Source organism: Deltaproteobacteria bacterium (assembly GCA_015233135.1).
In the GTDB taxonomy this organism is placed as follows: domain Bacteria; phylum UBA10199; class UBA10199; order JADFYH01; family JADFYH01; genus JADFYH01.
In genome coordinates this window covers 1-7871 of sequence record JADFYH010000053.1, presented here as the reverse complement: position 1 = coordinate 7871, position 7871 = coordinate 1, and the positions used below count along the sequence as shown (strand labels likewise).

The window sequence follows — 7871 nt, the reverse complement described above, 5'->3', positions numbered from 1 at the left end:
TTCAAAATAATATTTTTAAACAAGAAGCGATTGACTTTAGAAAAGAAGAAGGCAAAGGGAAAAAAATAGAAATCAAGAAACTTCTCGCCTTATCAAAAAAAACTACCCCCAGTAATTAAATGCATCTATTAAAAAAAAATGCTGCTGCACTGCGGCATTTTTTATTTGATTCCAAATACTTACTCAATTTGCTGACCATTTAAACTTGACCCCTCTCCCTAACCCTCTCCCTCAAGTGGAGAGGGGATTTCCGAGGAGCACTGTTTTATTGGACGAACTTCCTCAGCATCCAATCGGTAAATTTTGGAAAATGATGGTGAATAGAAGCCAGTAAGCGGTTTTGAAAAGAGATGAATTCGTCCCTTTTTTTCCTGCAGGCGGCATTCAGTATTTTTTTGGCGACTAGCGCAGCGCTCATGCCCTGACCGGGAGTGGCGAAGGATTCCGGCCGGCCGTCAATGGAACTGGCATGGGTTGAAAAAGGGGTGTCGGTCACTCCCGGATACACGCTGAGGACATGGATCTTCTCCTTTTTGAGTTCAATGCGTAGGGCGTCGCCCAAGGCATTCAAGGCAAATTTGGAGGCCGAATAAATGCCCATCTTGGGGATGCTGAGGCGTCCGGCAATGGATGAAATATGAATAATCTGTTTTTTGGAGGATTGGGATTTTTTCAGAAGCGGTAAAAAGAGCTGCGTCAAAATCAAGGGCGCAAAGAAATTGAGTTCCATCAAAGTCCGCGCTTCTTCTACAGGAAGATGTTCGATGAAACTGTAAACCCCCTTGCCGGCATTGTGGATGAGAATATCCAGATGCTCAAATTTCTTGGAGACCGCTTCCAAAATTTTCTTTTGATCTTCAGCCCTGCAGACATCGGCTTCCAAAACCAGGGCCTCCGGGGCCCGCACGGCTTTGATTTCCTTAGCCACCTGCTCCAGCTTATCCGCCGACCTCGCCACCAGAATACACTGGGCCCCTTCTTCCGCAAAGGCCAGCGCCAGCTCACGGCCTATGCCCATGGAAGCGCCGGTGATGAGGATTTTTGTGTTTTGAAATTTTTGTGTTTCCAAGTTTTTCTCTTCCTCCTCTCAATCTTAAGGGATATCGAAAAATTAACTGTACCATCACTGGATGCAATTCTGATGTTTCCTCGTTTTCGTAGGGGCGGTGCCTCTGTGCCCGCCCGCACACGGATGCACATTGAACTCAATTGAAATGCCAAATTGCGGGCGACCACAGAGGGATCGCCCCTACAGGAATCGCGTGAACTAATAAATGAGCATCCCACTATGGGGATTTTGGGTACTGTGATTGTAAACGGTATTTCTATATTTTCTAAGTCTCTAAGAGGAGGAGATTTCACGAACAACCCATCGAGTTTCCACAATTGAGGCATTTATAGCAAGCCCCATTTCTCACCGTGATGTGTCCGCAACCATCGCAGAATGGGGCATCTCCCATCATCGTAGAAAGTTGATCGCTGAGCGCAGAGCCGCTGTGGGTGGTTTGGCTTTCCACTTTTTGAAACTCACTGGCCTTTGCGACAACCGCCTTTGACGGGGCCTCTACTTCACGATTTTTCATTTGTTGTTCCAGGATGGCATTGTGCAACAATTCACCATCCGCCGGTTTCACTTGCACAAAATCCGTGCGGCCCATGTACTCCATGCCTAAAACCCGAAACACATAGTCGATTACCGAGGTCGCAAATTTTACATTGGGATGATCCACCACGCCTTGAGGTTCAAAGCGGGTGAAGGTGAAGCAATCGACGAATTCTTTCAGAGGCACGCCGTATTGCAAGCCGAGGGAAATAGAGATGGCAAAGCAGTTCATCATGCTTCTAAAGGACGCGCCTTCCTTGTGCATGTCGATGAAGATCTCTCCCAGGTTTCCGTCTTCATATTCGCCGGTGCGCAGATACACCTTGTGTCCGCCTACGCGCGCCTCTTGGGTGAGTCCGCGGCGTTTCACGGGCAGGCGTTTGCGCTTGGGTTCCGACAGCTGATCTTGTACCACAGGGGTCTGAGGCGCGACTGCTTCGGTCTTTTCCTCTTCCTTTTTCTTGGCATTTTTGGTCCCACTCGAAAGGGGTTGAGACATCTTGCAACCGTCACGATAGAGGGCAATGGCCTTCAAGCCTAGCTTCCAGCCTTGCATATAAATTTCTTCAATTTCTTGCACCGTGGCCTCGTGGGGCAAATTCACCGTTTTGCTGATTGCACCCGAAATAAAGGGTTGCACGGCAGCCATCATGCGAATGTGGCTCATGGCGGCCAGGAAGCGCTGTCCCAGTTTTCCACATTTGTTGGCACAATCAAACACAGGCAGGTGTTCGGCCTTTAAATGCGGGGCGCCTTCGATGGTCATGCGGCCACAAATGACGACAGAGGCCTCGTTGATTTCTTTTTCACTAAATCCAAGGGCCTTCAGTAAATTGAAACCTGCGGTCTCAAAATCACTCTTCATCAAACCCAGGCGTTCCAGGGTAGTGCCGCCCAGGGTAAAGTAGTTGAAGGCCTGAGACAGTTCAAACACGGTCTCGAGTTTGTTTTCGATAATCTTCAAATCGTCTTCGGAAAATCCCTTGGCCTTTAAACTTTCTTCGTTGATGTGCGGCGCTCCCTTGAGCGAAGAAGTTCCGCGCACATAAGCCACGATGTCGGCAATTTGCATGGGGCTGTAACCCAGGTGTTTGAGTGCGGGAGGAATCGACTGGTTGATGATCTTGAAATAACCCCCTCCGGCCAATTTTTTAAATTTCACCAGGGCAAAATCGGGTTCCACACCGGTGGTATCGCAATCCATCAGCAAACCAATGGTTCCGGTAGGGGCCAGCACCGTGGATTGGGCATTTCGGTAGCCGAATTTTTCTCCCAAATTGAGGGCCATGTCCCAATCTTCCTGAGCGGCCTGAAGTACGGCAGAGGGGCAGGAGGGATCAATTTTATAAGAGGCCTCTCGATGCATTTTGATCACGCCCAACATCGATTCGCGATTTTTGGCATAACCCACAAAGGCCCCTTTTTCGCGCGCCATCTCGGCTGAAACCTTGTAGGCATGTCCACATAGAATACCGGTGAGCCCCGCTGCATAAGCACGACCTTGGGCCGAATCATAAGGAATTCCCAGTTGCATCAGCATAGAACCCAAGTTGGCATAACCTAAGCCCAAGGGCCTATAATCATGTGAGTTTTTGGCGATGCCCATCGTGGGATAGCTGGAAAAATCGATCAAAATCTCCTGGGCCATAAAGAAGGTTTTAATGGCATGACGGTAGCCTTCCACGTCGAAGTTTCCCTCTTCTTTCAAAAATTTGGTGAGATTGATGGAGGCCAGGTTGCAGGCGGAGTCGTCCAGAAACATAAATTCAGAACAGGGATTTGACGCATTAATCCGGCCCGTGGTTTTGCAGGTGTGCCAACGGTTGATGGTGCTGTCGAATTGAACTCCGGGGTCGGCGCAGGCCCAGGCAGCGAAGCAGATCTGGTCATACAAATCGCGGGCCTTGTAGGTATCACACACCTGCCCAGTAGTGCGGAACTTGGTTTGCCAGACCCCTTTTTCAAGCACCGCCTTCATGAATTCGTCGGTGACCCGGACGGAGTTGTTGGAATTCTGCCCGGCAATGGTGTGATAGGCCTCGCCATTGAAATCCGATGAATAGCCCGCAGCAATGAGGACGGCTACTTTCTTTTCTTCCCTCAGTTTCCAATTGATGAAATCGACAATCTCGGGATGATCCATATCCAGTACCACCATTTTTGCTGCCCTGCGCGTGGTTCCGCCCGATTTGGTGGCGCCCGCGCCACGGTCTAGCACTTCGAGAAAACTCATGAGGCCCGAAGAAGTGCCTCCTCCCGAAAGTTTCTCTTGTCTGCCACGAATGGCCGAAAAATTGCTGCCGGTGCCAGAGCCAAATTTAAAGAGCTTCGCTTCGTTTTTGGCCAGTTCAAAAATACTCATGAGGTCGTCATTTACCTTTTGAATGAAGCAGGCCGAGCATTGGGGGTGTTCGTAAGAATTTTTGGTTTCGCGAAAGGTGTCGCTGTGAGGATCCCAATAAAAATTGCCCCCCGAACCTTCAATGTTGTATTCTTGAAAAAGACCACAATTGAACCATACAGGGGAGTTGAAGGCGCCGCGTTGGGTAATGAGAAGGTATTTGAGTTCATCTTCAAAACTCTGGGCATCTTCGGAGGAGCTAAAATAGCCTCCCAATTTTTCACCGGCCTTGCGAATGGTATGGGCCAAGCGATGCACCACTTGTTTAGCCGAGTTTTCAGCGCCCGTCCCAGGGACCCCGGCCTTACGGAAATAGCTTTTCACTAGAATATCGACGGCCAGCTGGCTCCAATCGGCTGGGGCCTCGATATTATCCATTTTAAATACCACAGAGCCATCAGGATCGGTGATCAAGGAAGACCATTGGCGATAAGAGACTTGGTTCAGTGGATTTTTTCCCTTGAAGGTAAAATAGCGCGAGATCTTAAGGCCTCTTACTCGTGCTCCTGGACGAGAATCTGGATGAAGCGCAGCCCTGCGTTTTTCAATTTTTGCTTTGAGTTCAGAACTTTTTACAGCCATAGAATTCTCCCCATTTTTAGGCAAAAGAAAACCCCTCAAAAGGCCCCTGCCCTTTTTCGAAATAACATTAAATTGTTTGGTTTGAAACCCCTTACTTGCGTTAAAACTACAAGATATTGTGTACTTTTGGAGACTAAACTACCAGATGTAGAAAAGTCAAAATTAATTTTTAACAAGGAAATGCTTTGTTAGGCATTTTTTGATCTGCTCATTTTTTGTTCAGATTCATAAAAGTTGCGCTAGTGGCCTTCAAAAATTGGATGAGAAAGTGATTAAGTTGGGGACTTGGCCTGCGAAAAAGAAGGATTAAAAAAAGTAAAAAAATTTTTTTCACAACTCATCCCCATTTTATCCACAACTGTGTTTGAAATTCAAACGCTGGCAAAGCTAACATGGGTCGATATTAGAACAATTTTTTATTTTTAAAAAAAGAAGTGATTCTACAAAGTGCTTAATTGACGGGCATTTTGTGCTTTTTTGGGTCTTTTTTCCTTTCTGGCTTCCTCCTTGCAAAGCTTGGCTATGCCTTCCAAAGAAAGGAAAGAAAATGACCAGCATAAATCGCTATACTCGTGAGCATAATGAACGAGTTCATTCCAATGCCGTTGCTCAAATCGTGTCTCGTACTCAGGTCAATGAGCAGCTTTCGTCCTCCCCTTCAAAAAGGCTGAGTCCCCTTGCTGGGGTAGAACAATGTGTTCCCCAAAAACTTCAAGGCCTAATGGGGAATACCTTTAGAAATTTAGATTATCAGGGATTGCTTCAATCGAAAGACCTGGATCTCATCCAGAAAAATTATCCAGCCTACAAACAAGCCGAGCAAAAAACCGATGTGAATTGGCGCGTGTTAGCGGCTATTCATCTGCGGGAAACAAATCTCAGCCAGGCGGCGGGCACCAAGCATAATCCCTTTCAATTTGACGGAATTTATAAAAGCAAGATTTCCGGAAATTTGCTTCAGGACGCAATCACGGCCGGAAATATTTTACAGACCAAGACCCAAGTAGAAAATGCTCACTATGGGCTGAAGGCGGTAGATCCTCTTAGGGCCGAACAAATGGATGGGGAAAATTTAAGACAGGCCATCTTTCGCTACAATGGGCCTATCTACGGCAGCCCAGAAAAATCCCCTTATGTGATGAATGCCTGGGATGAAGAGCACCAGGCCATGCCTATTTATCGCGGAAAAGCGGCGGTGCCTCATTGGGGAGTCGATCATCGCTTGGGAGTGATGACGACTATTCGGGAGCTGAATCGAGCGTTTCCGGGGATCCCGCCCTAATCCACTGCTTATTCTTTTTGCTCAGACTTATCATGTTTCTGGACAAACTTTTTCACATCCTCAATATGCTCTAAAACCAGTTTGGCTTTTTTAATCCCAAACTGAAAAGGATATTTATCCTCTTCGCTATTTTTCAAAACAATCATGGGATTTCCTTTGTATTCAGATTCTTCGGCGATGGCCATAGAAAGCTCCTTTGTAATTGATCGAACAAAAATGAAGTCGTGAAATAGAGGATATGGTGTCGATTGACAAATATTTTTAACATTTATCTAATTTAATTTTTTTATTTATGACAAAACCCGAAATCTACCTCAGCACTTTCGAAGCTAATCTCGAACTTCTCTCCGGTGCTACAGCGAATTCCAAAACCATGGAATGGTGGAAGACCTAGTCCCAAGCCTGGAAACTCTGCCGCTGTGTCCAATATTGTTCCATCCTTCATAATTTGACAGTTTACAATCGACAATTTTTGACATATTTTGTCTATCATGATCGACAAAATAATAGAGCGCCAAAACACCGCTCAAATTAAAAAAAGTTTAAACGAAAAATTCATCACAGCCCTCATTGGGCCCAGACAGGTGGGAAAATCTACTCTTCTTGAGCGACTGCTTGTAAAAGAGGATACACTGTTTCTGAATTTTGATTCCGGTGAAGTGCGCCAGAAGGTCTTACTGCAAGAATCCTGGATACAAGAACAACTCGAACAAAAAATAAAAGCTCCTCTTTCAAAACTTCAGAAAAAACTCACTCTTTATATTGATGAAGTGCAAAAACTTCCCGAATCGTTTGAAATTTTGAAGCAGCTCTATGACCAGTTTCATCCCAAATTAAAAATAATTATTTCGGGCTCTTCTTCTTTACTCATCAAAAAACATAGCGCTGAAAGCCTGGCAGGTAGAATTCGCTATTTTTACATGCAGCCTTTCACCTTTGAAGAAGCCTCTCGTCTGGAAGATTTAAAAAAGGATGAGGGCCCTGATTCTCAAGTTCAAGAATGGTTAGAGAATTTGCTGGAAGGAAAATTCTCCGAAAAAATGGGTCGAAAAATTGAATCGGATAAAAGATTCATTAAACAATCTTTTGCTCGCAAAATGGAAGAATGGTGTTTGTGGGGGCTTTTGCCAGGTCGCTTGCATCTTAAGGATGAAGAAAACAGGCTCCTTTATTTAAGAGATTATATTGATACCTATATTGAAAAAGACATGCGCGCGACAGAACGCATTGGCTCACTCAACGACTACCGAAAACTCACGCGACTGATGGGAGGGAAACTGGGAGATCTGATCAACTATTCCAACATTGCGAGCACCTTGGGAATTCATCGTCAAACCGTAAAAGAATATCTGAATTTACTGGACGAAAGTTTGCTGGCTTATCGCCTTTCTTCTTATTCAGAATCCATCTTTAAACAAATAACCAAATCTGAAAAAAACTACTTTATTGATAACGGACTTGCCTATTATTTCGCAGATCTCAAGCCCCTCGACATTCTCAGGGCTTCGGGTGAAATGGGTCATCTCTACGAAAATCTTATCCTCTCTGAATTTAAAAAGCAGGCCACGCTGCTGCCCGTGCCCCTGCATTTTTTTTATTGGCGTCAATCGGGACATTCGCCCGCAGAAGTAGACCTGATACTCTCTTACCGTGGAAATATTTTACCCATTGAAATAAAGGGGATGTCAAAAGTGGATGGCAGCGATCTGAAAGGCCTAAAAATTTTTGCGACAACTTTGAATGAAAAGAAAAAGCAAATTTTATACTCTCTGGTCATTTATCCAGGAGATTTTCACTACGATAAACAAGAAAAAATATTTTTTATACCCGATTGGTTTTTCAGCTAATTTCTGGGACAAACGCATAATAGGGTTGGTAAAAAGATGCATTTAATTACTGGGGGTAGTTTTTTTTGATAAGGCGAGAAGTTTCTTGATTTCTATTTTTTTCCCTTTGCCTTCTTCTTTTCTAAAGTCAATCACTTCTTGTTTGGGGTGTTGTTT

At 45.2% G+C, this 7871-nt stretch carries 5 protein-coding genes; 2 read left to right on the top strand and 3 right to left on the bottom strand.

The window, feature by feature from the left end:
• Positions 1 to 265: 265 nt before the first annotated feature.
• Both HQM15_11830 and HQM15_11825 read right to left on the bottom strand, forming a co-directional pair.
• On the bottom strand, positions 266 to 1069 hold the full coding sequence (locus HQM15_11830; protein ID MBF0493451.1) for an SDR family NAD(P)-dependent oxidoreductase: 804 nt from the start codon (positions 1067 to 1069) through the stop codon (positions 266 to 268).
• 289 nt (positions 1070 to 1358) lie between these two features.
• Positions 1359 to 4586 (bottom strand): vitamin B12-dependent ribonucleotide reductase, encoded by a 3228-nt coding sequence (locus HQM15_11825; protein ID MBF0493450.1) that lies wholly within the window; start codon positions 4584 to 4586, stop codon positions 1359 to 1361.
• Between the two features lie 547 nt (positions 4587 to 5133).
• Here HQM15_11825 and HQM15_11820 point away from each other — a divergent pair.
• Positions 5134 to 5868, top strand: coding sequence for a hypothetical protein (locus HQM15_11820; protein ID MBF0493449.1), 735 nt, complete (start codon positions 5134 to 5136; stop codon positions 5866 to 5868).
• Positions 5869 to 5876: 8 nt separating this feature from the next.
• Here HQM15_11820 and HQM15_11815 read toward each other — a convergent pair whose 3' ends face one another.
• Positions 5877 to 6053: a hypothetical protein gene (locus tag HQM15_11815; GenBank protein MBF0493448.1), complete on the bottom strand. Its 177-nt coding sequence runs from the start codon at positions 6051 to 6053 to the stop codon at positions 5877 to 5879.
• A gap of 306 nt (positions 6054 to 6359) precedes the next feature.
• Between HQM15_11815 and HQM15_11810 the strand changes: the two genes are divergently transcribed.
• Positions 6360 to 7715, top strand: coding sequence for an ATP-binding protein (locus HQM15_11810; GenBank protein ID MBF0493447.1), 1356 nt, complete (start codon positions 6360 to 6362; stop codon positions 7713 to 7715).
• The last annotated feature ends 156 nt before the right edge of the window (positions 7716 to 7871 follow it).

Excerpts from the sequence above, each read along its gene's own strand:
- HQM15_11810 (MBF0493447.1), top strand. The coding sequence starts at position 6,360 with ATGATCGACAAAATAATAGAGCGCCAAAACACCGCTCAAATTAAAAAA.
- HQM15_11825 (MBF0493450.1), bottom strand. The coding sequence starts at position 4,586 with ATGGCTGTAAAAAGTTCTGAACTCAAAGCAAAAATTGAAAAACGCAGG.
- HQM15_11815 (MBF0493448.1), bottom strand. The coding sequence starts at position 6,053 with ATGGCCATCGCCGAAGAATCTGAATACAAAGGAAATCCCATGATTGTT.
- HQM15_11820 (MBF0493449.1), top strand. The coding sequence starts at position 5,134 with ATGACCAGCATAAATCGCTATACTCGTGAGCATAATGAACGAGTTCAT.